This is a genomic window from Methyloprofundus sp., from assembly GCF_965251085.1.
GTDB lineage: Bacteria > Pseudomonadota > Gammaproteobacteria > Methylococcales > Methylomonadaceae > Methyloprofundus.
The window spans coordinates 1,647,661-1,674,392 of the sequence record NZ_OZ252594.1 but is presented as its reverse complement, the minus strand read 5'-3'; the positions used below and the strand labels follow the sequence as shown (position 1 = coordinate 1,674,392).

Below are 26,732 nucleotides of genomic sequence, written 5' to 3'. Positions count from 1 at the left end.
TTAATCTATTATGCGGACTTCAGCGCCATCCCAGACGGTATTAACGCCCGAAACAATGACCTGAACATCCGCTTTTAATCCGGAAAGCACACTGATGTTATTGCCCTCTACCTTCCCTAGCTGAACGTTGGTTAGGATTGCAAAGCGCTTATTTACATTTTCCTTAATGGTATAAACAGCATATCCCTTAGGCTGGTCTTTGCTACGTACCACCGCATTAATCGGCAGAAATACCAAACGACTATCCTGCTGGGATAACTCCGGTATCTGTAGTGCCGCAATCATGCCGTCCTTTAATAAGCCCTGAGCATTATCAATGGCAATTTCAATTTCAAACACACGCGTCTGTTGGTCCGCTGAGGGAGAGATATTACTCACCACACCACTAAAAACCTGATCCGCCAATGCACGGGTAGTTACCTTAAGCGGGTCGCCCAGGCTGATAATTTTAAGCATAGTATCCGGCACAGCGAACACGACCTTTACCTTACTCATATCAGCCAAGACAAAAGCTGCACTTGCGGGTTTAACCAGAGTTCCTACGGCTATGTTTTTATTTAAGAGCACGCCATTCATAGGCGCTACCAGAGCACAATAAGCCAGATTTTGCTGTGCATCTGCTAATTGCGCACGGGCCGCTGCAACATTAGCCTGAGCAGTTGAATATTCCTGTAATGCAGAATCATAATCGGGCGCGGTCAGGCTTTTTTCTTTATACAGGATCTTGGCACGTTTATAGTCTGCTTGCGCTTTTACCCAGGCTGCGTTTGCGCTAGCCAGGCTCGCTTTAGCTTCTTTGACTTTATCCTGATATTGATTGTCTTTAATTCGTGCTAATACTTTGCCCTTACTCACCAGATTACCCCGATCAATCTGCTGTTGTGTACCATCCGTCGCTGTCACCTCAAGGATTGATTCTATATAACCATTGACTTTAAAGGCCAGATTAACCTGAGTATTGGGAATAATATTGGCTGTATAGCGGCTACCATGTGCGCCGGTATGTTGTTGCAGAGATAACACCCGTACCGGAATATAACTAGCTGAGGGGGTAGCATTTTTTTCGCTGCAGCCAGTTAAGGCAATACTTAGTAGCATCATTGATAATAGTTTTAATCTAAAAGTCATTTATTCAATCCCCATCGCTTTGTCTAGTGCGGCTCTGGCACTCCAGGCAGAGAGTAATGCCTGGTGGTACTGATTGTTAGCATCCGCTAAATCAGCTTCAGCACGCAGTACATCATCCAGTAATACAACTTGTTGTCGATATTGACTCATCAAAACCCGTAATTTTTCCTGTGCGGCAGCCTGAGTCAGTTCAGATACCTGTTGCATATCATTAGCATCCTGTAATTGTCGATAACGTTCGTTCACTTCTATAACAATGCGTGCTTTGGTTTCGCGAATCTGGTTGCGTGACTGCTGAATAGCATAGTTTTTCTTGCTCAGTTCTTGCGACTTTTGTCCCCAGTCATAAATATCCCACTTAAGTTTTAGCGCCAGCACGGCTTCTTCATCCGGGATAAATTCAGTACCAAATAAACGGCTATAGCGTACTTCAAAATCAATATCAGGTATATATTCTGCCTGTTTTATCTGGTAGCCATATTTGTCATATTCCAGCTTCAGTTGTGTTTCTCTTACTTCTGGTCGCATCGACAGCGAAATAGATTCGATCTCATCCAGACCCGGCACAGGCAATAGCGAATCATTTATTGAAGTCACGGAAAATTGCTTATTTATATCACGCCCTAATAACACATTAAGTCGTTCCTGCTGGGTCAACAAGTCATTTTTATCTCTAAATGCTTCATGCCTGGAGCGAGCAAGCTTGGCCTGAACTTCCATAGTCTGGTATTGCAGAACCGTTTTCTCTTGGTAATAACGATCAACTAGTTGGTTTAACTCTCGCAAAAAAATCGTACGTTGTTCATTTGCGCTTAAAGAATATTGCGTTTTTAAAATTTTATAATAATTGTCCCTGACTTTTTTAACGATTTCCTGTCGCTGGGCACGAACCTGTTCTTCAGCAATATCTTCTCTGACTGCAAATTGATCAATAGATAAACCTATTTTATATAATTGCGATAAAGGTTGTTTAATGCCGGCAGATAAGACCGTGGTAAAGCCACGTTCCGAGACGATACTTACATCCTCAGTGGGAACAGCCCCAAACACTCCAGCCTCGTAAGTATAGGATTGCGGTGTGAGATTATAGGATTCGGAAAAATCAAAGTGTAACTGTGGGTAGCGTTTAGTTCGTTCAGCTGCAAGCGATGAGGCTGCTTTATGAACTTCCAGGCCAGCATTTTCCAATAACCTGTTTGCGTGTAAAGCCTGTTCCAGAGCCTGATTCATGGTGAGTAGCTCTGCATTGACACTATGACAGCCGAACAAGGCAAACAACAGGAAATTAATAGGCTTGGTTAGAATTTTGTATGGCTCTGCATACTTAAACATTATTAAGTTCCTTGTTCCTGAAAACTGAAAAAAAATTATACGTCACTCTCCACCTACACTGCCAACGGACATAAGGATCATATACCATGCAGTACATTATTACGTTTAATAACATACCAAAAACAATGATAGCTTCAAGATTGTTAAGTATTTTTTAGCAGTGTAATCAACACTGATTAAAAACATCCAAAAAATTGTATCACTCGCTCATTAATCTTGGCTTACAATACATTGTAAGCTAGCTAGACACTAGCCACCTAGCATAATTAAGTGATTGCTGCTTATCATGTGCGTGTTCTATTTTGAACTTCTAAAGTAATACTCAAACGACTAATACTTTTTCCTTGTATGATTATTCGCTACAAGTCTTAATGCAACTATATAAAATGAAAAAATTAAACTTTTTATTACATCACTCCAGTCTAATGATTTCTGATTTAGACGCTTCAATAAAATTTTATACGAAAATTGTTGGCTTGCAACAAATTGAACGGCCTGACCTAGGGTTCCCTGGTGCATGGTTTGAATTAGGAGAAAATCAGCAGCTACACATTCTATTATTAGATAATATAGATCCCACGACCGGACGACCTGAGCATGGCGGCCGTGATCGTCATGTAGCCTTAACGGTAGATGATTTTGATTGCGTACGTGAAAGCCTGGATGCAAATAAAGTTTTTTATACAATGAGTAAATCAGGGCGCAAGGCCTTGTTTTTTCGTGATCTTGATGCCAATGCAATCGAAGTAATCGGTCGTCATTAATTATTAGCCATTTGCGTAGCAATTGCTGATGGACTTTTCGCCTCTACATTCCGTTTTTCTGGACTGGTTTACACCCATTAGCACTAGTTATGTCTTAATTATTGCCGCTGAAATGGGTGATAAAAGTCAATTGGTTTGCATGACGCTAGCAGCACGTTATCGAGCAAAACCGGTGATATTTGGCGCCATCACGGCCTTTGCATTACTGAATACATTGGCTGTATTATTCGGCGTTGTTATTGCCAGCTGGCTTGCTGATTATATTGTCGCGGCTATCGTCAGTCTGCTATTTTTTGCTTTTGGCTTACAGGCTATATTCTTTAATGATGCAGAACAAGAAACAGTAGTACAGGAAAAAAGTGCTCATCATCTTTTCCTGACTACTTTTTTATTAATTACAGTGGCGGAATTTGGCGATAAGACACAACTCGCGGTGGTTGCATTAAGTAGTACCGCCCTACCCGCTGCTATCTGGATTGGCTCTACACTCGCCTTGGCAACGACGTCTGTTTTAGGTGTTATTGCAGGCAGAACCGTACTAAAGAAAATACCGCTACGCTTATTACACCAACTAAGCGGAGTGTTTTTTTTAATATTGGCAATTGTTGCGGCCTATCAAGCTTATCTTGGTTTTACGAAAACATTTGGCTCAACCGAGCAGTTTATATCTACATTACAATAGTGTATGACCCTAATACTGCTTACTTAAGATATAATACCTTAGTAAACAACACCTTATAATCGTAGATTGGGTTAGCTTATCAAGCGAAGCGCAGATAACGTAGTGTGACTGGCATGATAGTCAGCTAGTTGGTGAAAGTCCAGCCTTTGCCCTGTGAGAAGGGAAGAAGTAGGCGAAAGCAAGGGTGTCCAAAGAAACTCTCCATAGCTACCCAACAGGGAACCACGGTTATAGAGAGCCAATGCGGAATCTGAAGGAAGCTCTAGCCAAATCAATCACCTAAGCGAAAGTGAACCTTTGTAAGGCGGCAATCAGGGGGTAAGGTGTCTGCAACCACCAAAGCCCGACATTCTCACCGTAACGGGTTGTCGTATTGAAGGTAGGTAGATTGAGAAACGGGTGACTATCTTACCCAGTGAGGAGCCATCGGATTTGGGTCGGAGTAACTGCGACTCTTTAAGCCCTAAGCGCTACAGCAATGTAGTCGTTATGGACCGAGGGTTTTCAGATGAGGCCATAGTAATCGTAAAGTTCGGTGCCGATGAATCCATGGTGACATGGATGAGGGCAAAACATCGAATCAGCAACAGGGTGTTAGAGGTGAAGGGCGGAACACGTAGGCGGTCACGGCTGTTGATTATAGACTGGTGGTATGACATCTGCCTGAAAGGAGCAACTCACTATTCACAACGTATACTGTGAACGAATGGATTGTGCGAGATGCATGAAAGACCACTGCAAACGAAAGAGTAAAATGAACCAAAGAGACCTATTTGAAGAGGAACAAAGACTTTTCGAAAACCTATGCTCAACATTGTACTTGACTATAGGATTTGAACAGGTAAAGAAGAACAAAGGCAAACCCGGAATAGACGGGGTAAGCATAATGGACTTTGAAGCCAGTTTAGACGAAGAGCTAAGCCAGCTGCGACAGGAACTGACAGACTGGACTTACAAACCCTCGCCCGTACGTCGAGTAGAAATACCTAAGCCGCAAGGCCAGGGAGTACGACTACTTGGCATACCGACGGTACGAGATCGAGTGGTACAAGCAACCATGAAACTACTACTAAACCCTATTTTTGAGCGGGATTTTTCACAGCATAGTTACGGCTTTATCTCAGGACGAAGTCAGCACCAAGCCGTGCAAATGGCTCAACATATAATAAGAAGTGGTAAACCCTATGTGGTAGATATTGATTTATCGAAGTTTTTCGATCGAATCCACCACGACCGGCTAATAGCCCGAATGGGAGAGAAAGTATCGGATAAACGGATACTTCGTCTCGTAGGGATCATGTTGCGAAGCGGTGTTATGATAAAGGGTGTCGTTACCTCAAGCGAAGAAGGGGCGGTACAAGGAAGTCCACTAAGCCCTTTACTGAGCAACATAGTTCTGGATGAACTGGATCAGGAATTGGAAAAACGCGGACTTGAGTTTTGTCGATTCGCAGACGACTGTAACATCTTTGTCAAATCGCAAAAAGCGGCAGATAGAGTCATGGAAAAAGTCAGCCAATTTATCGAAAAGAAGCTAAAACTGAAAGTGAATCAGGATAAAAGCCAAGTGGCCAAATCCGAGAAGGTCAAGTTTTTGGGATTTACCGTGGTAGACGGGACGATTGCGATTGCGCATAAAGCCCTGCAATCCGCCATGGATAAAGTCAAAGAACTGACCCCAAGAGGCACTCATCAGACTCTGGAAACAACACTAGACGAGATCAATCAATGGTACGTGGGTTGGTCAAACTACTACAGTTTGACCTATTACCCCGCGCAACTAAAGAAAATTGAAGCGCATATAAGGCGACGATTACGATCAAGGATAGTGGATCAACAAAAGAGGAAAAAGCACCTGTATCGAAAACTGATCAAACGAGGAGTACCGCGAAAACAAGCAGGGAATGCCGTATTCTCAAACAACAAACGGTGGGTGTTATCAAATGCGCGAGCAGTGACGAAAGCCTATCCGAATAGTTGGTTTATAAAAGAGAAAGGGCAGGAAATACGATCTGACCGAAGGGTGAAACATTGGTTTGAGGTTTCTCAATGGATAAGTCTTGCGTGAGGAGCCGTGTACGGACCCGTACGCACGGTGCTGTGGGCAGACGGAGGCTAGCCTCCTCTGACCCGATGCCCAGAATTTTCATGTATATCAGTGTGTTGTTGGGTTACGTTTTTTTTCTTCGTAAAAAAATCTAACCCAACCTACTTCTCAACTCATTGATATCGAATTAATAAATGCTTAAGTAAGCAGCATTAAATACTGACCCTTTTGGTTGATATTTCAAATTCTGCGTCTCTCTACTGTACAGTAAACTCGTACAGACTGATGTATTTGAAGCATTACTTAAATAAGCTACCTGCAATGAACTCAAGCCATTTATACTACACATTAAACCGTTTAGATTTGGCGCTAAGGTCAGTAATATAAAGGACACAATACATGTACGAATTAAAAGTAAAAAAAGCATCCGCTTCGAAAATTTCTAGTGAAGATTTAGATAATCTTATTGCTGAATTCATTGGCACCATTGAAACTAGCTTATCTGAGGATTCACGTATTAAGGGCAATAAAAGCCGAATCGTGATAGAAACAACAATGACCGAAAAAGAAATTAATGACTGCGTGAAACCCGCACTACACTATTTTAGTGATGACATTCAACTTCACTCACTTACACAGCGAAACAAAGGTCTTTGATTTATGATAATAGGGCTTAAAAGTGAATATTCTTGAATTTCAAGGTATGACATTCTTGTTAAAAATCATAAATCAAAGACCCCAATGTTCTTGACTCCAATGTTCTGGGAATGACGAATATAGCTGAGAGTTTATGGGTAATCAGCATTTTAAGCTTTGCCAGAAAGCCAACCAACTACAAATAACAAAATCATATAAAACAAGTGTTTATGTTTTTGTTACTTAGAAGGAAGGTTTTTTAAATTAAGCTGTAAAAAGTCTCTTCATAAACCTGCTCAGCATAATTAAGACTTACAGCATGAATATGACCTAATACACCTTTTCTTTTTTTTATGCTACCTAAATCCTGCAAGCCCATATTTTGACTCTCATTAACCTGTCTAGCTAAGTGGTTATTAGGTTTTTACTGCCGCTTTGCCAGCCCTCTTTGTCCAACCGATCAAAATATCCAGATTTAAATCATAAATAGAGGAAATTTTTTGTATCGTATGGATATCCCCCGAGCCCAAGGCAATAAACACCCTGCCAACGTGCCATGACCTTTTAATCAAAGTGACTTAACTTCGGTTAATGTTAAGCGAGTAACCCCACCTTAACCCAATCATCCCATTCCTGTGGATAGAGCGGACCTGCAGGTGTTCTGACTCTCAGCTGATTATTGCCTGTGAGTAATTTTCCAGCCACCCGAATCAGATAAGTACGAAGTGTATCCGGCTCCCATTGGCACAACGTTTTGTTGCCACTCAATTGAGCCATCCAGCGCACGGTATTGTAGGCAAGAACGGCGCAATGAAATAATGCGGCATTAGCCAGAAATTGATTCGTTCTGATTTTACCTAAACCCATTTGTGATTTTGCTTCTTCAATCCATGTTTCGCACGTCGCTCGTTCACCATACTTCTTATGTGTTTGCCAAGGCGATAGAGGTTCAGTTGTTACATAACAAAAATAGTCATATTCTGCCGTATCCCAAAGCTCGGACTGAGGTCCTGTCACTTGTTTAGGTTGCTTTATCCTGACCGCGACAAACTGACGAGAGCGAGACCAGCCACCACAACGATATTGAAACTCGCTCTGCTCCCAACCGGGTCGGCCTTGTATGGCTGTCCAGGCCTGTTTGGCCAGCAATGCGTTCAAATTCTTAAGTTTAACCTTTATTAGATACCCATGCCCTCTGGTATCGAGAAATTCAAGCAAATCACCGACAAAATAACCACTGTCACCGCGAAAAATAATGCGCATCCGATTGGGCAAGTGTGCAAGTAACTGTTTGGTAAATTCTACAACACCATTGCTTGTAAAGGCATTGCCTGTCCGGAACCAGGCTTGTAAAATTTCTTTTGTTTCCGCTAGAAAAGCGAGTTGTGGATGGTATGAACGGGCACCTTTCTTTTTGGGGTTGAAGCCTTTGGCACTTCCTTCTTGTCGACCACAAACGGTGTCCACAGTTGAATCGACATCGACCCACTGGACGGATTGTATGCCAGTTTTCGATTTTCCGGAACGAAGCAATCGCCGCCAGTGTTGACCACGCAAAGTATGCGTGAGCGTTTCAAACTGGCTTATCTGCCTATCACTTACTTCTTTAAAGATCCGTAAAATTGTGGTTTCAACAGGAATCTTTATCCAGCCAGCTACTTTGCGCAGTACGCTATCTGCCCATACGGTCGTCACCTTTGCCATTGATGTTGCTCCCCCCATCATGCCAACCAACGTCAATAGAACCACATCAGATAAGTGATGGTCTGCATTTTCACCCCGCCGATGTGGAACGCTTTGTTTTACGGTTTTTTCAAAACCTATCCTGTCTAAATATTTCACGACGGGAATCAGTCCCGCCTGGCTTGTCAATCCATGTGCTGTAGATGTCATTTTTACCGTTCGGGTACGGTTTCTTACGTGAGATGAGGATTTTGATACTTTAGAGGGCTTCATTAAAACAATGAGATAGTGAAATCAGGAAAATGATATTATATCATTGTTTAATAAGGAGTTTTGTGGATTATTATGTATAATGCTTGCAGGATTTAGGTGCTAATCTTTCCCTTGTTATTCATTAAAAGTGTTGTTATTAAACTAATATCTTTATTAGGAAGGTCAATATTTTCTTTTAAATTTTGAAAAATACTATCAAATAATTTAAGCTTTTCCATTTCTTTAGGGACTAACTCTTGAGTGACCTTTTTAGCAATGTTCGATAAAAAAAGCGCGTCTGAATCAAAGCTTAAGTGCCTGTATAAATCTGCGGTGTCGCCGTTTACCGTTAATCCTCCATTGTCATCAAGATGAAAATCAACATATTCCATTATTTTCTGAGATTTTTCATTTAATACATCATAATACTTTTTTAATTCTAACAATAGTCCGCTTGATAAGGGAAGAGAGCATTGTTTATCAATAACGCCCATTCTATATAAGGTATCTTGCATAATATATCGGCTAATGCGACCATTTCCATCCATGAAAGGATGAATAAAAACAAAGCTTGAGGATAAAGCAGCTGCTTTAACTATGGACGGCATATCTGATTGTAAGACTTTATTCCTAACCAAAAACCATTCGTCCATTAATTCATGTGCATCAAATGGCTTAGGGGGGACATAATCAATAGAGCCAATATAATTAAACCCAGAATCGCCTAGATAATTTTGTTCAACTCTGTAATCGAATTCATGATAGTGCTTTTCTTTGATAATATTCAGGGTATCAATCAGCTTTTCTTTTGTTAGCTCTTCATTATTGATTGTTTCCAGTGCAAAGATGAACTTAATCAGTTTGTTTGGACTAATGCTTTCTGCTTCAATTTCATTAGAAGACTTTGTTTCTTTGGAAATTAAGTAGCGAGTGGCTCTATCAAGGAACTCAACAGGATATCCTGAAACTGATTCAATCAGTAAAAGCTTAAGTTCATCATCCTTTAATAGCTTTTCATTTCTATGAATTAGCATGGTTAGCATGCCATTTCCCGTTAAGTTGTTATTAACACGAAATTTTTGTTCTTTTATACTGGGTGCAACATAATAACTGTCTTTATTAACCGCATCGATATAATTACCTGTCAGCAATTTTTGTGTCTGAAGTGATTTGTTTGTCAAAAACTCATAATAAAAGCCAATCAGTCTATTGTATTTGCTACCTGGACTTGAAACTAAAGCTTTCTCAATCTCTTTATCAATATCAGGTTTCTTGAATAAAGCTGATAAGCATCGAAGATTCAATGACTCATATTTTAGTGCAAATTTTAATTGCTCAACAACCGTGTCCTTAGGGCGGTAAGATTCTGGATAGAGATGGCATTGCATATCTTCTTTGTTGATTGAGGAAATTTTTGCGGCAAAACATTCGGTATCAATTTTAATATCGTCAAGAATAAATTGCTCTTTAATCCATGCAAGACCTATTTTGTTTTGATTCATATAAATACCGACTGTTTAAAAACACCTACAAACATAAAAAAATGTTTATAAATAAGTATTATAGTGTAAATTTACTTAAAATTAGTAGATATTATGTAAAAACAATTACATTCGCACCAGCCACGGAGAGCGGATGAGAGGACAGCTAGTCCGCGATCGCTGTAGAACCGGTTATTTTATTGGAGTCGAAACACGAGTTTCGGTAGAGGCAAAATAAACGATTTCTCGACACGGTGTCAAGCCATTTGAGGAGGAAAATGATAGTATAAAACGATAGGGTCTTCGATTTATGATTCTTAACAATATCACTGTCTGAGGCGTAGTCATAAACCAAAGACCTGACCCAAAGACCTGACCCTGGCGTTGTTGTTTGCCAAGCTGGGTACCAAGAAAATAAGCTCGACAGACTGCCAAGGGCTTTGAAAAGAACAAAAACGAAACTCTGATGTTTACCAAACTGAGAGCTGAAAAGGAAATGCGGACGACTACCACGCGATTGAAAAAGCGAAAAAAATATTAGGACTTTACATTAATACGAATAGATCTACTATATTACGTATAATACACGCCATATTAAAGATAAAGGATTCATCTGAAATTGCCTATTCGATACCATGCCCATTAAACAAGTTACTATTAAATCATTTAAATCTATTGTATATCAAACAGTTGAGCTTAGTCAGCTAAATGTGTTTATTGGTACTAATGGAGCAGGTAAAAGCAACTTTTTAGAAGCTATCGGTGTATTGTCTTGCGCTCTAGATGGACAAGTAAGTTATAACAAATTAGCAGATAGGGGGATCAGGCTGTCTGCTCCAGAAGTTTTTAAATCCTCTTTTCGTAACTTATCTCGCAAAAACACCTTTTCCTTAGATGCTGAGTTTGATGACTTTAATTATCACGCAAATATTAGCCCTAATGACGAAACAGAATTTATTTTCTCTGCTGAAAAAATAAGTAAAGGTAATCATAAGCTAGGTGGACGTAGTAACCGTGGTGTTTCCATTAGTTCTTTGGATAATATGCCATTTGAAAAGTTACCAAAACTTCAAAGTGTTATGTCAACACTAGAAGCATTGGGTAGCTTTACTGAAGAAGAGTTAAAGCAATTAAATACAATTAAGAAATATGCCATTTACTCTCTATCGACTCCAATTCTACGAGGAGTTTCACCTGATGAAAGTCGTAAAGAACCTCTAGGGTTATATGGAGGTGGCTTAGCTGTTGCATTAAATGAAGTTATTCAAGATGCCCATAAATCTGTAAAGCATGATTTGCGTCGATTTTTCGAATTATTAGATTGGTTTGAAAAAATTGCTACCACCGAGGAAATTTCTCCCGAATTACAATCCAATCACTTGCATACAGGGAAACGAGTTGTAAGATATACAGATAAGTATATGGGTACAAAATTTAACAATCTTTATGCTTATGATGTTAGCGAGGGAGCCTTGTATATTTTATTTATTTTGGTGCTATTACTTCATCAAAAATCGCCAGATATATTTGCATTAGATAATGTTGATAATGCTTTAAACCCAGGTCTAGTCAGAGAGTTAATGGGTAATATTTCAACTATGTTAGAAGAACACCCAGAAAAACAAATTTTAATGACTACTCACAACCCCACAACCTTGGATGCGATTGATTTATTTAATCCTCTCCATCGTTTATTTGTTGTAAGTCGTAATGACAAGGGGCACACTGAAGTTAATCGCATTCCTCCTCCAGAAGGATTTACTCGCGATGATTGGGTAAAAGAACATGGAGGAATGAAGCTATCTGAAATTTGGTTATCAGGGTTGATTGGTGGCTTGCCAGAAGGGTTTTAAGTGACAAAAAATATACTTCTAGTTGCTGAAGGAGAAACAGATGTTATTATTTTTCAAGCCATAGCTAAACACCTTAGTAATAATGAAATTACTTTTATAGTGATTGCACCTCAAAAAGATTCAACTAGTGGCACTTATAAACAGCATGGTTTCGGTGAGGTTACAAATTGGTGCCAAGCTAATAAAAATAAAATTCAGATGCTAATTGATTTTAATGGAGCCTCTGCTTTATTTGTACAAATGGATACAGATATAGCAGGCCAATTAAATAAAGTTTGTATTGACGCAGGTAGAATGCAAAGACAATGCTGTGAAGAAGCCTTAAATAATAGGTTTTCCTTAGAAAATGAGCCTGAACACTGTTATTACATATTACCAACTGAAAACACTGAGACTTGGTTACTAGCAAGTCATGACCACTTTACTGCTTTAGATAATAGTTTGGGTGAAATTAAAGACTATGAATTAATCATTGATACAGAGCAAAGGTTAATTGATATTGGCTATCCCAGCCGAAAGAAAGTTGGTGATAAAAGAAAGTTAAATAAAAAACCTGCAAGAAAATATAATTCGTACGCTCAACAATTAGTCAAAAACCTCTCTTTGGCAAGACAAAGATGTGATGAATTGAATAGGCTATGCGTTTTGATTCTTAGTGTTTAGTTTATCTAAAGAAAAATAGCTGTTCACGTGGAAAGCAAACCAGATGCTTTCCCTTGTCCAACGTGTGAATCAAAAAGAACAAAGCAAACCTCGGGGGTCACGGTCTTTGATTTAGGCTCTGTCACCGTTAAGTGTGGAATTTAGAAAACCGCTATTATTTTAATGACTTATATAGGCAGTAGAATTCTGCTTCAAGCCTTGTGTTTTGGGCATTAAGAAATTGGATTGTATTTTTCCACACTTAACGGTGACAGAGCCTTGATTTATGATTCTTAACAATATCACTGACTGAGGCGTAGTCATAAACCAAAGACCTGACCCTAATTTTCACACCTTGTGTGTGCAGTATATTTTCAATATTGTTATTTATACATTTGAATTTAGAATATTTATCTAATAAAGGTTAATAGAGAATTATAATCATACTTCATCAAGTATCTTTTTATATGCTAGGTTGGCTTTTCGGCCAACCTTATAGTTGTGTAGCTTAATTACACGTAAGTCTGTTTTTACAGAAACGTATAAAGCACTATATATGGAGAACAATAACATTTTTTCAATGAGCAGAGAATTGCTAATCAAAGAGCTGTTCATCAAACGTGTAGTATATTTCCTTTCCTATTTTTATTGAAACTAAAACAGTAGTATGGCTATTTTGTGGCCCATTATTTTTTTTATCGTAGTTAGAAATATTATTATTCTTATCTTCAATTCCAACACTTTTAAAATCTGAAGCTGTAAAAATTGGCGGAATATTACCTGCCTTAATTTCACATCGAATGTTTTCTGTTAATGTCATCATTTTTCCTGTTATTGATGAGGGCAAAATGCAGTGCTTCGCTTCACTTACACCCAGCAGACCCCGTAGTTGAAATTCACTCTGAAATTTTTTATTGTATTCATTTTTAAGTCTGTCATTTTTTTTATCACCCCAAACTTTATAAATTGAAAATGGAGCAATAATCATAACAAGTGAAGCTGCTAACTCATTATATGATCCTGACATATACGGGGTATCTTGAATGAGTGTATAAATCTCTGTACCTTTCAGGAATATATAAAAAACAGACCAGATGACAATGATAAAAATTGGGAATATAAAAACTGGAGAAAAGGTAATCTTTGCTTCATTCTTTGCCCTATCCCAGTCATGTTTTAACAAAAAAGAAACCTGTAATTCTAATTTTTTAAACTTTTCATAAGTAGGAATATTACATAAACTATTAATAGTCTTTATAATTTCAGAGTCAATGATTTCATTTTCATTTGGGTTTAAGTTTAATTTAAGACAAGTTGATGTACTCCTGATTTTTGCCATATCTATGGAGGGTTCATTAATAGTGAAACTTAATACACTCATTAATTCTTTTATTCTTGCCCGCCATTTTGCACGCTCTTCAGTTATGTACTTTAAGGCTATGGATTCTGCATGTGATGTCCTTGTGAATAGAGCAGTGATTAGAACCGAAATCACACTTGAACTTAATACAATACCTAATATTTTTAGCATTCCCACTGGCTCATCCTAGAAATATAAAAAACCCAAAGGTTTGGAGACATATCCACATGTTTCCAGGGGAAACCGATCATAAAAATAATCCTGCCGATGTAGTAAAAATATATTATAAATTTATTTCATATCCATAAGAATTTTATAAGAATTTTGATAAAAATCTGCATTTTCAATAACAAAAAAATAGCGATCAGGAATGTAGTCGAAACTGCCATGTGTCGATGGAGTAATATCAGTTACAAAGAATTTTAATTTACCACCTTTCATTAAAGCATTGTGAAGCTTTAATGAGTATTCTTCTCTAAAGGTAAATCTATCAAATTGATTGCGTGATGATATTTCAAATTTATTGCCATCATTATCTTGGATCTTAAATACAAAAAGCTCACTTTTCATAATACTTCCTCCTCCTTGAACAAGACTATAACCATATTGATAAATTTTAATAGAAATTTCTGACGCATTAGAAATTAATATTCTAGCTTTCATTGTTGAGTTATCAGACACTGAATTACTAAACCTTCCATCTATGTCGGTTGTATTTACAATGTATCCTTCTTTTAAATCTTCTCCAAACTCATCTACATAATATTGGACACTCCACATTCCAGTTTTTTTAAGATTTTCCAGCCTTATTCTTTCTCTTTCTTGTTCTTTTTCTTTATTTATTTTTTCCTCTTCTCTTTCTTTTTTCTCAATCTTTTTTAGAAGTTTTTTAAATTTTGCATTATAAGGGGATTCAGGGTGCTTTGAAGAAAGCCAAGCAATATTTTGTTTGGCACGAGCATAATCTTTTTCGTCGTAAGCTTTATTAACTTCTGCTATTGTTCTTTCAGCCCCATATTTATATTCATCTAATTCTCTTTTGAGTGCCTCTTGATCTTTCTGCAATATTTCATACCTTGCTTCTAATGTAGCATTTGAAACGTCTAAAGCCTTATGACTAGCTTGTGCATCATTAGCTATCTTTGTTAAACGCTGCAAACCAGCTTCAGCATCTCGTGGAAACACAAGGCCATCACAATTATTGATAATACCATCACAGTTATATGCGTCAGCTAGTGCCAATTTATAGTATGTTTGCGCCGCAAGGTAATAGCCCAAGCCTTCAGCAGCTCGACCAAGATAATAGTACTCTTGATCACCTTTATGGCCAGAAATAGCTACAACATTAGCAAGATCATCCCATAGTTCATTTTCATAAAAACCTTTTAACTCATTTCGTTTAGCCCCATAAGAGCCCGAACAAGATATCCCACAAGTTAGTCTGACATTACCCTTTTTAAATGCTGACTCTATATTAGAGATGGAATCACCTGTTGAAGTTACACTGCCTGTTGAAGCACACCCGACAAGCATTGTAATGAATGAAAGTATTAAAATACTTTGAAGCCTTTTGTTGATTTCTGCAAAAAATGAAGTTGATTTTATTATGTACATCTCATTTCGTATCATTTATTTAATCTCGGTAGTAAGTCGTGTAATATTACTTTTAAAATACATTATTATTATCATTATTATCATTATTATTTTTACAAGCCTATAGTTTATATAAAATCATAACCTTAATTTGTTTACTGCTCAAAGCTGCAATGGCTTTGAGGGTAAGCGCTCAATAGTCAGCGTACTTCACGGCAACTCAGATTAATGCCAAACTATCCCCATTGTTAAATACCACGGGGAATTTTAAATGGCAGCGTTAGAAAAAATACAGGCAAAGACTTTCTGGCCTATTCACATAGAGCACTGGCAGGCATCAGGCCAATCACAGGTAGCTTATTGTCGACAGCATGATTTATGTCCGCAAAAGTTAGGCTACTGGAAACGTAAATCGACTGTAAAGCCGACTACTTCCCCTACAGGGTTTACACGTATTCGGGTTGACGGGGATCGTTCATCTGCGCCAGTCCCAGGATTATCTTTGCAATTTAATGATGGTATTCGGTTGGAAGGTATTACGCAGGATACTATGCCGTGTATTCAACCACTGCTTGAGCTGTTGCGATGACGGTTGTTATGCGTCCCTCTCTGTCTTTGACAGAAGTGTATCTGTATCGGCAGCCCATTGATTTTCGTAAGTCACATCGGGGCTTATCGGCGATTGTTGAATGTGAGTTAGGGCATAATCCTTTTGAGGGGGCTCTCTATGCCTTTACGAATAAACGGCGGAATAAGATTAAATGCCTGTTTTGGGAAGATAATGGTTTTGTCCTTTATTACAAGTCATTGGTAGAAGAAACATTTAAGTGGCCTAAGGGTGAGGAAGAGACATTAACCTTAACAGGCCAGCCGTTAAACTGGCTGCTGGATGGCTTTGATATTAGCGCGATGAAAGGTCATAAAAAACTTCAATATGAGTCTGTTTTTTAGCTGTTTTTGTGTTCATTATTGCCACTATAAATGCTATAATAAAGCCATGATTTTAGCCGATATTTCAAATATAAAACAACAAGATAAAGCCGGTTCTTTGCTGTCGGAGAGTGTTGCTTTGTTGCTTGAAAAAAAACAGGCTATTGATGAACTGACGCGTGTGATTGAAGTTAAGTCTGGGGTGATTTCCGAACAGAAAAAACGCATCCTTATTCTGGAAGAGGTACTACGCTTATCTAAAATAAAACGCTTTGGATCATCCAGTGAACAATCTCATCAATCCTCTTTGTTTGATGAAGCAGAGAATGAAGCGGATAGCGATGAGGAGCTAGACCTGGAGGCTGATGAAGCACCTGAGGACGAAAAACAAACAAGTTCTACTGGCACCAAGAAAAAGCCGGGACGCAAACCCTTCTCAGATAAGTTACCTCGCGAGCAAATTTTTATTTATTTAACCGATGAAGAAAAAGAAGGTGCTATTGATACTTTCTTTACTAAAGTGAAAGAAGAGCTGGATATTATTCCTGCTAAAGTACGTGTTCTTGAATACATGCAGGAAAAAGCGGTCTTTATCAAACAGATTGAAGGCGAAAAACAACGCCAGGTTAAAGCCGCACAAATGCCCAGACACCCTATTGCCAGAGCAATGGGAAGCATCAGTTTAATGTGCTTTGTTATTATCGCCAAGTATGCTGACGGCTTACCTTTATATCGGCAAGAAGGCATCTTGTCTCGTTATGGGGGTGACATCTCCAGAGCGACATTAGCAAACTGGATGATCGCACTGGCTAAACAACTTCAGCCCCTGATTAACCTGATGCGAGAGCATCAACACACAGGGGCAGTCATACTCGCTGATGAAACGCGGGTTCAGGTATTAAAAGAACCGGGGCGGCCAGCGACCTCAGATAAATATATGTGGGTGACGCTTGGCGGGCCACCGGGTGAAAAAAGCATCCTGTTTGAATACGATCCCTCTCGTAGTGGAGACGTCCCCATGCGCCTGCTTGACGGCTTTAGTGGCTATCTGCAAACCGATGGCTATGCGGGGTACAATGCCGTGTGCCAAAAAAACAGCATCACCCAGCTGGGGTGCTGGGATCATGCGCGTCGTTATTTTAAAGATGCCCAGAATGCACAGCCTAAACGCAAAAAGGGACAAAATAACAAACCCTCAAAAGCAGGTAAAGCGCTGAGCCTGATCAATAAACTGTATGTCATTGAGCGAGAAATTAAAGACCTGTCAGTGGATGAAAAATATCAGCAGCGCCAGGAGAAGAGCATTCCTGTATTGAACCAGCTCAAAGCCTATCTGGAAGAAAACCAGCATAAAGTACCTAAAGATAGCCTGACAGGAAAGGCAATGACTTACCTGAGTAACCAGTGGGAAAAACTCAATGTGTATTGCACCCATGGTGAACTCAATATTAGCAACATCCTGGCAGAAAATGCGATTCGCCCGTTTGTGATAGGGCGCAAAGCCTGGTTATTTTCTGATACCCCTGCGGGTGCTCGTGCCAGTGCAATACATTACAGCCTGATAGAAACAGCTAAAGCAAATGGGCTGGAGCCTTATGCATATCTTAAGCAGGTTCTCACTGCTTTACCTTATGCTGATACGGTTGATAAAGTGGAGGCTTTGTTGCCCTGGAATATTAAAAAATCAGATACGCCTGAATAGGGCAAGTACGTGCTTCGTTGAGCGCTTACCTTTGAGGCGTTGGTCATGTTCTGTAAGTGCTTAGTATAGACAAGCGCATTTCAATCATTATAACTTTAGCACAACGCTGGAATGGTTGTTTTTTTGTGTTGTTTTAATCATTGTCTTGCACAAGTCAAAATCTTAAAAAATAATATTTCAAGTCACTTCTTCAAGTCCTTTCCTCAATTCAAATAAACAGCCCCCCCCCCCTTAAATTCAGGAGACTGTTCGAGGACTTGAGAGTTGTCAAATTCCTTCAAGTTGTTGCGAAATCAATAGGGTGTGCGGCCGAGCAAGGTCGATAATTCCAGCGGGTGAAAATCCCGTTCCGGCAAGGTAGGTCAACCACCGGATAGTAAACATCGGGCAGGCGGAGGTAACTCCAAATGTTAAGCACGATGGGCGTAAGCCAGCAGGCCGTAAGCGAAAGTTGAAGTGATTTAGCATCGAAATGATTTTACGTAAGCAGGACGACAGAGTACCCTTTCTGGAAGTCCCTATTCTATGACGCGCATGACAAGTATCATAGGGCTGCTTCGGGGTTGTAAAGCATGGCATGCTGGACATTGGGAATAATCGGCAACTCGGGAGATCCTGAGTCGTCTTTCAAAGAAGAGAGAAGGTTGAACAAGTGATAATAAGGGAGATGGAAAGAAATAATCATCCAAACGAAGTAAGCTTGTGTCTCAATAATTTATAATAATGAATTCTGAATTTATTCTCACACTAGGCAGATAAGCTTGTTGATATTAACAGATAGCATTATAGGTTGGATTATAAATACAGCCCATCGTTTAAAAGGCTCGGTACGTCGTATATTCATGGCTGAAACGGTGGAGCTACTAGGCTCAGGTGGTGCAAGTATTGCTGAAGAAAAACTAGGATGGAATAGAGGCACTATCCGAAAAGGACAATATGAACTTGAAACTCAGCCCATAGAAGATAATTTTTCAGCGAGAGGGCGTAATAAAAGTGAAGAGCATTTTCCTCATCTACTTGATGACATAAAAAAAATTGCTGAACCGGAGTGTCAAACGGATCCCTCTTTTAATTCCTGTCGATTATATACCCGGCTAACGGCTAAAGAAGTTAGAAAACGTTTACTGGAGATTGATTATTACGATGAAAAAACATTACCTTGCTCAAAAACTATCAATACAAAATTAAATGACCTGAGTTACCATCCAAAAAAGGTACAAAAAACAAAGCCTCATAAGAAAATCAAGGAAACGGATGCAATTTTTGAACAAGTTCATTCAGTCAATGGAATGGCAGATATCAACCCAAAAGAGATTCGTATATCAATTGATGCCAAAGCAAGAATGAATATAGGAAATTTTTCACGGGGAGGACGAAATCGGGTTTTAACAAAAGCAGAGGATCATGATTTAGATGTTAAGGAAAAGTTAACTCCTTTTGGTTTTTATCTGCCTGAACATGATGATTTTTTCCTTTTCTTTACAGCAGGCTATGCCAGCAGTGATTTCATCGTTGACCGATTGGAAGAAATTTGGCCAGAAATTCAAGAAAAATATGGAGTAGATATTCTGACAATTAACGCTGACAATGGTATGGAGAACAGTAGCTCCAGAACTCAGTTTATAAAAAGGCTTGTGGAGTTTGCTGAAAAAAGCAACATAAAGATAAAACTGGCCTACTACCCTCCTTATCATAGTAAATATAACCCAATTGAACGAGTATGGGGAGCCTATGAAAATCATATTAGTGGCGACATAATGGATACAGTTGAAACAACTTTAAAATTTGCCAAAAGTATGACCTACAATGGCAAAGCACCTATTGTTAAATTAACAGAAAAAATATATGAAACAGGAGTAAAGGTAGGTAAAAAAGCAATGAAGACGTATTATCAGTTTGTTGACCGAATGCCATCGTTGGAGAAATGGTTTTTGACCATTTCTCCTGGTTGTTCTGGATGATTATTTCTTTCCATCTCCCTAAAACAAGAACAACCGAAGCGGTTCAGGAAGTCGGATGGTGGCATAGTACCGATGAAAGTGCGTAATGCATCTGGAGGGAAGGCCATCACGACAACAACAGCGAAGCAAGGACACACGTATCATGCACAGTAATGTAGAAAGCGTGCCAACAAAACTGCAACGCATAGCCAGGAAAGCCAGCACAGACAAGGACTGTCAATTCACCAGTCTGTATCACTTGATGAATAAAGAACTACTGCTGGAATAACACCTCGGGGGTCAGGTCGCATAACACCTCGGGGGTCTAAACACCTCGGGGGTCAGGTCTTTGATTTATGATTCTTAACAATATCACTGTCTGAGGCGTAGTCAAAAACCAAAGACCCTGGCGTTGCTTGAAGTGGGCGAGGAAGTAGAGGGTCAGGTCTTTCCTTGCCACACGTACAATAATGTAATGGGTAGTAATGCACTATGAAAAGACCTATTCTTTTGATACTTTTTTGTACTTCTCATTAAATCCCTGTGATAGCAAAATCTAAGGATGCAACAATTTCACTTCTAAAATGATTTAATGTTCCAACTGGTTTTTTTAGTATTTTTGCAGGAACTGATGCAATCTGCGGTGTTAGTAGCAATAGCAGTTCCCCGCTATAGTTTATTTCTGGTGTAAGTCGATTTATTTGTTCATTTTTAAAATGACTCAACTTGCCTAATGGAATAACAATTCTTGTTGCTAATTCTGAAATTAATGGACTTTGGATATCAACGATATACGGGTAGGCACTCTGTGTATTCTTATTTGGGTTTTTATAAACATCAAACTGGGCCATTAAAAGCTCCTGTATTCGTCACCAAAACTACCCTGTTCTTCTATAAATTCATTGTAAGCTTTAATCGCATTTTTATTTTCTTCTAGCCATTGTATAGATTCAGCTTGGGCCAGTTTTTCTCTCAGTGCCTTCTCTAATGTTGCTGATAAATTAATGTTCAACTCTTTAGATTTTTTAATAAGGTCACTATTTAAACTAAGGTTTGTTGCCTTTTTTGGAGCAGCATAATCATATAAGTGTTGCATAATAATATCCTCTCAAATTACTTTAGCTTATTATGCGTAATACTATGCGCATTGTAAATGCTTTAACTTCTATATAACTATATGTAGTATATCGACTGAGGTCATTTATTAGCCTGTTTAGCAACACCGCACATTTTAGTGCGCAATTCTTAAATAAATCAGGCTCACAACTACGTTGCTGAAACCGTTACGTAGCCTATTATGCGCCAGTTTCAGCGCCCCCGTATCAAGTACGGGGCAGGCTTTGCTATCGACAAAAATCAGCTCACTATATTCTCCGCATCCGTAACCGCACGAAGTATACAATACAAGATTGATTTTTAGGCTAAAGCCTAGCATTGCGCATGATTTTCTTCATATCCCTTACTGCTGTTTCCAGGCCTGATATAACTGCCTGAGCAATTAATGCATGTCCGATATTTAACTCTACCATCTCAGGTATTTTACAAATATCTTCAACATTGTATAACGTTAAACCGTGGCCTGCATTAACCTGTAAGCCAGCGCTGTGGGCATAACTTGCAGCTTGCTGAATACGCTCCAGTTCAGCTTTGCGTTGCTGTTCATTAACGGCACCCGCATAACGGCCAGTATGTAATTCTATAACGGGTGCACCCGCGCTAACAGCGGCATCAATTTGCCTTTCATCAGGATCGATAAAGAGAGAGACTTGTATATCAGACTCAACCAGGTGGGCACAAGCATGCTGCATTTTAGTAAGACTTGAAGCAACATCTAAGCCCCCTTCTGTTGTTAGCTCCGCTCTTTTTTCAGGTACCAGACAACAAGCATAAGGCTTAACTTTGCTGGCAATATCAAGCATTTCATCGGTCACGGCCATTTCTAAATTTAAGCGGGTATGAATCATCTCTTTTAACAGGAACAAATCCCGGTCCTGCATATGCCGGCGGTCTTCACGCAAGTGAGCAGTAATACCATCGGCTCCAGCCTGTTCTGCTATGAGTGCTGCCTGTATTGGTTCTGGGTATTGTGTGCCCCTTGCCTGTCTTAATGTCAGACATCTTGATTCAGACGAAACTAATTTGAGACCATTTCCTAATTTTTTGCGGATGAAGTCAGCTCATAAATTAAGCGCAGATCGGTTCCTGGATAATTGAGTTCCGTTTGATTGAGTTGTTCAAATAACTTTTCTATTGCTTTATTACTTGCAGGTCGGGAAGTACTATGCACACGTATCCGAAGTTGTTTTTTTACTTCATCGGGTAATATATCTGCTTCTGTCACAAACAGCGTTTGTAATAGTTGCCTTGCCATCGGAAAGTCGATTGTCGGTGAGGTTAGCAGAGCGGCCATTGCTGTTTCTGCCCGATAAGCGATCATGTTGACAGTATCTATCAGCCGCTTTTTCCCTGGCAGAAGCTGTTCGAACTTATCTTCGTCTCTCAACTCTTGCCAGGTAATGTGTTTGGGCGTTTGGCTTAGTTTTTCCTTGATGGTTTTTAGTTCATTTTCATAATGCTCTATTTCTTCGAGTAATTCTGCTCGTTTTCTTTCCCATTTCTTGTATTTCACATCTTCCGTTTCATCTTTTTTAATCACCGGATGAAGTTCCATCGCTGCAAATCGAGATAGACGGTAATTGAGTTTGGATTGTATCGAATTACGCTGTCCTTCCTGTTGGCGCCTATCAGGGTTGACCACCTTTTGGGTATCGGATAGTGGCTCTATTCCATACTCCTGTAGCATATCTAGCCCATAGTGGTGCTTCATATATCTAAAAAAGTTCTCTTGGCACCACCGGCTAAACATTCGCCCAGAAACAGCCGTCAACTCTAGTTCATAGGCTGTGGTAATAATACTGGTTTGGTGACCAGAATCAGTCAACTTGCGCACTTCTCTCATCCACATCGCCTGTTTTTTGGTTCCAACCAGACTGCCTCGTTCGGCGAGTTTCATGATGACTTTTTCACCACTCGGTAGGGTGATCTCCTGACTGGAAAAATTGTCCAGTGGCCAATTTTCGGTGGGAAATTTATGATAGGTCATGCAAGCGACACGATGCTTGTCCCACATCTTTCTAAAGAATGCGGGGCTATAGCCTTCTCTATCAAACACCAGGATAAAACGACAGGCTTGTTTGTTTTGCTGTAATGCTTGTGCACTCGGTTGATTCGGAATGTCTTTGAGTAATCGGGGGACGATATCTTCTTCCAGCGTTTTTAGTAAGCCCGGATCCACCGTTTTTTCAACGACAAAGAAGGGACGCCCCGTACCATCATTAACCCAGTAGTCGGTGATACCCCGTAAGCAGAGTTTTTCGCGTGAAACATGCCGTTTGGGAAGTTTAGTCAAGTGTCCATGATAGACACGGACATGACCATCTATGTAGAGTGTTCCTGCTGCCTCTGGTTCATTTTCCATCCATTGTCGACTGAGGTCGGCCGCCCAGCTTTCGACTGATTTTGGTTCAGCCAGTCCTTTTACTTTGGATCTTAAACAACGCACTTCGGGAGCCCGATCCAGGCCAAGTAGTTTTCCGAATTCACCCGGTGCATGCTCGCGAAGTTGTTCGGCATTTTTGATGCGACATAGCCCCATAAAGGCGAGTAAGTACCCATGCAAAATTAATTTAACCTTTTATGCAAACTCTACTTTGTAATTCTTTCCAATATTAGACAGCACCTTAAATAATTCTTCCTGAAGAGAGGCATAGGATTCATAAGCTGAAAAAGGAAGCCATTCGTATTTTATTTTACGCCATATAATCTCGATAATATTTAACTCGGGTGAGTATGGCGGTATACGGTAAATGGATAGGTTTTTTTCTTTCCACCTTTCAAGGTTTTCATTAAATTCATTACTCGTATGAGTCGATGCATTATCAATAATAAGAGTTGTTGGTTTTTTAATCTGTTTAGCAAATTCATCAATACAAGCCACAACAACCGAAGTGTTTACACTCCCTTCAAAAACAAAAGAATCAAACCTGCAATCTCTGTTAACAAAACCTAATACATTAAGACGCTTGCTGTTTGAGCTTGGTATTTCAATCGTCTCACCTGACTGTTGCCAAGCATAAGGAACACAGGGTTCTAGTGTAAACCCCGACTCATCAAAGTAGCACAAATCAAGTTCATTCTCTTTATGTTGTTGTATTAATTCTTTTATTTCATCGGTTGCCAAATCAAATTTATCTTGATTACGCTTTATCCTTAAGGATTTTCTAACTCGTTTCCAAACAAGATCAGCTTGTTTACAAATACGTTTTATAGTATCAATGCTAACTGAAATGCCTAGATCTTCTTCAAATTTTGCTAGTACTGATTTTAATGATCTAGGAGATTTTTCAACTCTCTGGACTAAGCTTATTTGTTGTTTTTCAGTTAAAATACCTCGCCGTCCTCTTCCCTGACAGTCAACCAATCCATCGATTCCATTCTTTTCCCAGTTAGAAAACCAAGTGGAAACAGTTTGGCGGCATACGTTATAAATAGAACAAATCATGGGAACAGAATGCTCTTTGAAACTTAATAAAATAGCATGAGCTCGACTTCTACTTAAATGAAGTGGATGGTTTTTATGCATCACATTTAAAGCAGTAATTTCTTCTGGGAGTAGGTGTTTTATATAGAGCACAAACATTTAGAGTCAGCAAAATAATTGTTTATTATGACACCTTTTTTCGTTAAATTAATTTTGCGTAAGTACTTAGCAATAGAATATGAAAGGTTTGATAGTAACCTGTCAGTTTGCCCAGGTGGCGCTCAATGTCATTTAATAAGCCATTGCCAAGTAACGCGGGCAATGCACATAACACACCGCCTTTAGGAACATCTAAACAGGATTCGAATTCGATTGAGGCTCCCTTTTCCTGCTCACCCAAAGCAGCCTGGATTCGCTCTTCTACTCGAGTGCAGGCCGTACCAAGCACATCGGCTGCATTGGCATCTATAATATCACGGGCTGATTTGGTACTGCCATCATTGGGGTCTATTGATGCGGCAGACTTTTTTTTAAACGTCCATCACTGATCGCCTTGCGAAAGGTATCTGCCCGGATGCCTAATTCTTTAGCGGCTTCGTTAGGCGTCATACCTTGATCCAGATATTCCTGAGCTTGCTGCAAAACCTCAAGCGTAAAGAGTGGTCCTCCCTTGCGAGTCGGGCGAGGTTCAAAAAACGAATCAGCCCCTTTTTCTCGTAGTTGCCTTAATGAGCGCATAACACTACTTTTAGAGACACCAAAGGTTGTAATAATATCGATTGAACGACAGGAACCGGTATTGGTGAGTTGAGAGGTGTGAAGTCTAAATAATCTCTTATTGTCCCTGGTGAGAATAGATCGGGATACCGCCGAGGAAATAAAACCACTCATCATTTCGGTTATCAACACTGACCTGACCATTTATAATAGTCGTACCCTGAGGAATTATTGGGAGCATGAGTTGCTGCATTAATTGAATACCTCGTATGATATGAGGGCTTAGTTTAACCTAAATGAGTACCATTTTCATTTCTTTAGCTGAAAATATCAATCATTGGACAATAATTCCCTAACCCTTTAATTATATTGCCTAGTTTAAGTTTTAATGGATTTCTTTCAGGATAGCGAATCAAGATGTCTGAATGTAGCAATATGGTCAATATTGACCCCTAATAAGATGAGTTGTTCTTGCATGATTCTTTTTGTATAAGTTTTGTAATTAAGGCACGGCTTTTCAGCGGCTTACCTTGCAGATAAAAATCTATCACCTGGCGCATCAATCGTTTTGCTTCACTTAACTGACGAAACCTCGGGGGTCGCGAAACCTCGGGGGTCGGGTCTTTGATTTATGATTCTTAACAATATCACTGTCTGAGGTGTAGTCATAAACCAAAGACCTGACCTTGGCGTTTCTGATGAGGCTAGCCATCTTGGCGAACCAGAATAACGGAAGCTCTACATGTTCCTTGTTGCGTAATACGGTATTTGCTATAATAAAACTATGATTAACAGCTTTAAGCACAAGGGATTAAAAAAGTTTTTTATAAAGGGTGACTTGTCTGGAATCCAGGCAAATCATGCTGAGAGACTCAGTGATAGATTAGCTTTTTTGAATGTGGCAGTTTGTATTGAAGATATGAGAAAACCAGGCTACCGATTGCACGAATTGACAGGAGACTTAAAAGGTCGATGGTCTATTAGCGTATCAGGTAACTGGCGAATGACTTTTGAATTTGAAGACGGTGATGCGTATATCGTTGACTATGAGGATTATCACTAATGACCATGCAACAACATAACCCACCTCATGTAGGAGGCTTAATATATAGAACCTACATTGAGCCTTTTAATGATATTTCTGCAAATAAGATTGCAGATTCTTTAGGAGTCGCTCGTAGTACGTTCAATCGACTTATAAACGGTGTATCTGATTTATCACCAGAAATGGCTATAAGGTTATCTGCTGTATTAGGTGGAAGTCCTGAAAGCTGGTTGCGATTACAGGAAAACTACGACTTATGGAAAGCAAAGGGAAAAGTTAATACTGAAAAACTTAATCGTATTGACTTTGATGTGGTTGCTTAATTTAACTGTAACAAAAAAAACGGGGTCAGAAAAAAATGAAAACTGTAAAATACCGTAAATTGCACGGTATCGGATGAAATAA

General features: G+C 39.4%; 27 protein-coding genes. 13 read left to right on the top strand and 14 right to left on the bottom strand.

The genetic code is table 11. From position 1 onward, the window contains the following. On the bottom strand, window positions 1-1,128 hold the full coding sequence (locus ACQY3F_RS07660) for an efflux RND transporter periplasmic adaptor subunit (RefSeq protein WP_428354282.1): 1,128 nt from the start codon (window positions 1,126-1,128) through the stop codon (window positions 1-3). Then, window positions 1,129-2,460: a TolC family protein gene (locus tag ACQY3F_RS07655; protein WP_428354281.1), complete on the bottom strand. Its 1,332-nt coding sequence runs from the start codon at window positions 2,458-2,460 to the stop codon at window positions 1,129-1,131. A gap of 386 nt (window positions 2,461-2,846) precedes the next feature. Here ACQY3F_RS07655 and ACQY3F_RS07650 point away from each other — a divergent pair, with 386 nt between their 5' ends. The 4 genes from ACQY3F_RS07650 (at window position 2,847) to ACQY3F_RS07635 (ending at window position 6,610) form a co-directional block, all read left to right on the top strand. Beyond that, window positions 2,847-3,224: a VOC family protein gene (locus ACQY3F_RS07650; protein WP_428354280.1), complete on the top strand. Its 378-nt coding sequence runs from the start codon at window positions 2,847-2,849 to the stop codon at window positions 3,222-3,224. 28 nt (window positions 3,225-3,252) lie between these two features. After that, window positions 3,253-3,906, top strand: a complete 654-nt coding sequence (locus ACQY3F_RS07645) for a TMEM165/GDT1 family protein (protein ID WP_428354279.1) — start codon at window positions 3,253-3,255, stop codon at window positions 3,904-3,906. A 754-nt stretch (window positions 3,907-4,660) separates the two neighbouring features. Continuing rightward, window positions 4,661-5,974, top strand: coding sequence for a group II intron reverse transcriptase/maturase (gene ltrA, locus ACQY3F_RS07640; RefSeq protein ID WP_428354278.1), 1,314 nt, complete (start codon window positions 4,661-4,663; stop codon window positions 5,972-5,974). 378 nt (window positions 5,975-6,352) lie between these two features. After that, on the top strand, window positions 6,353-6,610 hold the full coding sequence (locus ACQY3F_RS07635; protein WP_428354277.1) for a hypothetical protein: 258 nt from the start codon (window positions 6,353-6,355) through the stop codon (window positions 6,608-6,610). A gap of 573 nt (window positions 6,611-7,183) precedes the next feature. Here ACQY3F_RS07635 and ACQY3F_RS07630 read toward each other — a convergent pair. Next, window positions 7,184-8,545 carry an IS1380 family transposase gene (locus ACQY3F_RS07630; protein WP_428352976.1) on the bottom strand — a complete coding sequence of 454 codons (1,362 nt, stop codon included), beginning with the start codon at window positions 8,543-8,545 and terminating at the stop codon, window positions 7,184-7,186. A gap of 92 nt (window positions 8,546-8,637) precedes the next feature. Further along, window positions 8,638-10,026 (bottom strand): Fic family protein, encoded by a 1,389-nt coding sequence (locus ACQY3F_RS07625; protein WP_428354276.1) that lies wholly within the window; start codon window positions 10,024-10,026, stop codon window positions 8,638-8,640. Between the two features lie 614 nt (window positions 10,027-10,640). Between ACQY3F_RS07625 and ACQY3F_RS07620 the strand changes: the two genes are divergently transcribed. Then, window positions 10,641-11,858 (top strand): AAA family ATPase, encoded by a 1,218-nt coding sequence (locus tag ACQY3F_RS07620; RefSeq protein ID WP_428353803.1) that lies wholly within the window; start codon window positions 10,641-10,643, stop codon window positions 11,856-11,858. Continuing rightward, on the top strand, window positions 11,859-12,521 hold the full coding sequence (locus ACQY3F_RS07615) for a hypothetical protein (protein ID WP_428353804.1): 663 nt from the start codon (window positions 11,859-11,861) through the stop codon (window positions 12,519-12,521). It begins immediately after the preceding gene. 574 nt (window positions 12,522-13,095) lie between these two features. Here ACQY3F_RS07615 and ACQY3F_RS07610 read toward each other — a convergent pair. Further along, complete coding sequence (locus ACQY3F_RS07610) at window positions 13,096-14,037, bottom strand: hypothetical protein (RefSeq protein WP_428354275.1); 942 nt, start codon at window positions 14,035-14,037, stop codon at window positions 13,096-13,098. Window positions 14,038-14,151: 114 nt separating this feature from the next. Then, entirely contained in the window at window positions 14,152-15,489 is a 1,338-nt protein-coding gene (locus tag ACQY3F_RS07605) for a hypothetical protein (protein WP_428354274.1), read from the bottom strand. A 235-nt stretch (window positions 15,490-15,724) separates the two neighbouring features. On the opposite strand from ACQY3F_RS07605, the gene tnpA reads away from it, so the two are divergent. The 5 genes from tnpA to ACQY3F_RS07580 all read left to right on the top strand — a co-directional run bounded on the left by tnpA (window position 15,725) and on the right by ACQY3F_RS07580 (window position 20,314). Beyond that, complete coding sequence (tnpA, locus tag ACQY3F_RS07600; RefSeq protein ID WP_428352923.1) at window positions 15,725-16,042, top strand: IS66 family insertion sequence element accessory protein TnpA; 318 nt, start codon at window positions 15,725-15,727, stop codon at window positions 16,040-16,042. Then, window positions 16,039-16,404 (top strand): IS66 family insertion sequence element accessory protein TnpB, encoded by a 366-nt coding sequence (gene tnpB, locus ACQY3F_RS07595; protein ID WP_428353150.1) that lies wholly within the window; start codon window positions 16,039-16,041, stop codon window positions 16,402-16,404. The genes tnpA and tnpB overlap by 4 nt, the downstream gene beginning before the upstream one ends. Continuing rightward, complete coding sequence (gene tnpC / locus ACQY3F_RS07590) at window positions 16,388-18,085, top strand: IS66 family transposase (RefSeq protein WP_428354273.1); 1,698 nt, start codon at window positions 16,388-16,390, stop codon at window positions 18,083-18,085. The genes tnpB and tnpC overlap by 17 nt, the downstream gene beginning before the upstream one ends. A 764-nt stretch (window positions 18,086-18,849) precedes the next feature. Continuing rightward, window positions 18,850-20,046 (top strand): ISAzo13 family transposase, encoded by a 1,197-nt coding sequence (locus tag ACQY3F_RS07585; protein WP_428352931.1) that lies wholly within the window; start codon window positions 18,850-18,852, stop codon window positions 20,044-20,046. 142 nt (window positions 20,047-20,188) lie between these two features. After that, window positions 20,189-20,314, top strand: coding sequence for a hypothetical protein (locus ACQY3F_RS07580; RefSeq protein WP_428354272.1), 126 nt, complete (start codon window positions 20,189-20,191; stop codon window positions 20,312-20,314). 244 nt (window positions 20,315-20,558) lie between these two features. Here the strand turns inward: ACQY3F_RS07580 and ACQY3F_RS07575 are convergent, their stop codons facing one another. The 8 genes from ACQY3F_RS07575 to ACQY3F_RS07540 form a co-directional block, all read right to left on the bottom strand. Then, on the bottom strand, window positions 20,559-20,876 hold the full coding sequence (locus tag ACQY3F_RS07575) for a CcdB family protein (RefSeq protein ID WP_428354271.1): 318 nt from the start codon (window positions 20,874-20,876) through the stop codon (window positions 20,559-20,561). Next, a complete protein-coding gene (locus ACQY3F_RS07570) occupies window positions 20,876-21,121 on the bottom strand; it encodes a type II toxin-antitoxin system CcdA family antitoxin (RefSeq protein WP_428354270.1) in 246 nt (81 codons plus the stop codon). Before ACQY3F_RS07570 ends, ACQY3F_RS07575 begins: the two co-directional genes overlap by 1 nt. Window positions 21,122-21,446: 325 nt before the next feature. Next, window positions 21,447-22,139, bottom strand: a complete 693-nt coding sequence (pdxJ, locus tag ACQY3F_RS07565) for a pyridoxine 5'-phosphate synthase (RefSeq protein WP_428357632.1) — start codon at window positions 22,137-22,139, stop codon at window positions 21,447-21,449. A gap of 38 nt (window positions 22,140-22,177) precedes the next feature. Next, window positions 22,178-23,704, bottom strand: a complete 1,527-nt coding sequence (locus ACQY3F_RS07560) for a putative transposase (protein WP_428354269.1) — start codon at window positions 23,702-23,704, stop codon at window positions 22,178-22,180. A gap of 15 nt (window positions 23,705-23,719) precedes the next feature. Then, entirely contained in the window at window positions 23,720-24,724 is a 1,005-nt protein-coding gene (locus ACQY3F_RS07555; RefSeq protein ID WP_428353111.1) for an IS630 family transposase, read from the bottom strand. A 43-nt stretch (window positions 24,725-24,767) separates the two neighbouring features. After that, window positions 24,768-25,013 (bottom strand): putative transposase, encoded by a 246-nt coding sequence (locus ACQY3F_RS07550; protein WP_428354268.1) that lies wholly within the window; start codon window positions 25,011-25,013, stop codon window positions 24,768-24,770. A 59-nt stretch (window positions 25,014-25,072) separates the two neighbouring features. Continuing rightward, window positions 25,073-25,456 (bottom strand): hypothetical protein, encoded by a 384-nt coding sequence (locus ACQY3F_RS07545; RefSeq protein ID WP_428354267.1) that lies wholly within the window; start codon window positions 25,454-25,456, stop codon window positions 25,073-25,075. After that, window positions 25,401-25,535 (bottom strand): hypothetical protein, encoded by a 135-nt coding sequence (locus tag ACQY3F_RS07540; RefSeq protein WP_428354266.1) that lies wholly within the window; start codon window positions 25,533-25,535, stop codon window positions 25,401-25,403. The genes ACQY3F_RS07545 and ACQY3F_RS07540 overlap by 56 nt, the downstream gene beginning before the upstream one ends. A 531-nt stretch (window positions 25,536-26,066) precedes the next feature. Here ACQY3F_RS07540 and ACQY3F_RS07535 point away from each other — a divergent pair. Both ACQY3F_RS07535 and ACQY3F_RS07530 read left to right on the top strand, forming a co-directional pair. Continuing rightward, on the top strand, window positions 26,067-26,345 hold the full coding sequence (locus ACQY3F_RS07535) for a type II toxin-antitoxin system RelE/ParE family toxin (protein WP_428354265.1): 279 nt from the start codon (window positions 26,067-26,069) through the stop codon (window positions 26,343-26,345). Further along, window positions 26,345-26,650, top strand: coding sequence for a HigA family addiction module antitoxin (locus ACQY3F_RS07530; RefSeq protein WP_428354264.1), 306 nt, complete (start codon window positions 26,345-26,347; stop codon window positions 26,648-26,650). The genes ACQY3F_RS07535 and ACQY3F_RS07530 overlap by 1 nt, the downstream gene beginning before the upstream one ends. The last annotated feature ends 82 nt before the right edge of the window (window positions 26,651-26,732 follow it).